This is a genomic window from Nocardia araoensis NBRC 100135 (assembly GCF_000308435.1).
Classification (GTDB): Bacteria; Actinomycetota; Actinomycetes; order Mycobacteriales; family Mycobacteriaceae; genus Nocardia; species Nocardia araoensis.
The window spans coordinates 1-1269 of the sequence record NZ_BAFR01000213.1; the positions used below are offsets into that span (position 1 = coordinate 1).

At 73.2% G+C, this 1269-nt stretch carries 2 pseudogenes; one reads left to right on the forward strand and one right to left on the reverse strand.

Features of this window, described 5'->3' with window-relative positions:
- A pseudogene (locus ON21_RS28625) lies at nucleotides 1–390 on the reverse strand (polysaccharide biosynthesis protein); the annotation flags it as partial.
- Between the two features lie 431 nt (nucleotides 391–821).
- Between ON21_RS28625 and ON21_RS28630 the strand changes: the two are divergent.
- Nucleotides 822–1269: pseudogene (locus ON21_RS28630) on the forward strand (hypothetical protein); the annotation flags it as partial.

Sequence of the window (1269 nt, forward strand, 5' to 3'; positions counted from 1 at the left end):
CCCCGCGGCGCCGAGCACAGCTGCCAACGCCCGGAACCGCTTGGCGCCCTGGAGCACCCCTTGCTCACCGGACAACAGCACCAGCGCGGGCGCCGCACCCAGCGCCGCCGCCGTGGCGGCCACCCCGACGTGCAACGTGACGGCGACCAGCGGCACCAGCACCGCGGCCACCACGGCGACGATCACCGCGCAGCGCCACTCGAGCCCGCGCAGCGCCGCCGTTCCCGCGCCGCGAACGAGTTCCCTGGCCACCACGTTCTGCAACGCCAGCGCGGGCACCGCGCACAACAGTTGCACCGCGAGCAGACTCGCGAACTCGCTGTACCCCGTGACCCCGAGCCACCGCCCGGCCAGCAGTTGCAGCAGGTATCCGGCGACGTTCGCGGTCATCGCACCCGCCGTCACCCACGTCAGATCCGCCACCACAGGAAACCGACGGACAGCAGACACGCCGCCCATCGTCCCACCCGCCCGGCCCACCGCCCGTCGCGCCCCGCCGGACCATGGGACGGGCAATGCGCTCGCCGCCGTCCCGACAGTCTTCGGGCTCGATCACTCCGTCCGAACGAGGTTTCGATCGAACCTCCGGCCAGGCGACAGGCTCCACAGCACACCGCACCCACCCTGGTCGTCCTCGTCCGCGCGGCAACACATCACCCCAGATCAGACGGCGCGCCCGCGGGCTGATACCGAAGTACGGCCGGTCGCGACGGCGCTGGTACCCAGGTCCCCCGCGGTCCCGGCGGATTCAGCGGGTGACATCTCCGCACCGAACCCGCTGGATCGGCGGCGGTGGTGGCCGGGACGTACAGTGCTCAGGCGTGAGCGGGAGCAGTCGGACACGAGCGGTGGTCGCGGCATACAGCGCGGCCGGGACGCTGCTCGTCGCCGGGCCGTTGCTCGCGCCGGGGTATCTGCTGCTGCGGGACGCGGTGAGCACGCCGCGCAGTTATCCGACCGACGCGGCGCTCGGTCTCGGCGACGCCGCGCCGCGAGCGGTGCCGCAGGACGCCCTGCTCGCGGCGCTGACGTCGTTCGCCGACGGCGGGCTGGTGGTCAAGGCGATCCTGCTCGTCGCGCTCTGGGCCGCGGCGTACGGAGCGGCGACGCTCGCGCGCGAATTGCTGCGCGCGTCGCTCGGCCCGCAGCTGGTCGCCGCCACGGTCGCATTGTGGAATCCATACGTGGCCGAGCGCCTGCTCCAGGGGCACTGGAGCCTGCTGGCCGGCTATGCGGCGTTGCCGTGGACCGCGCTGGCCGTTTACCGCC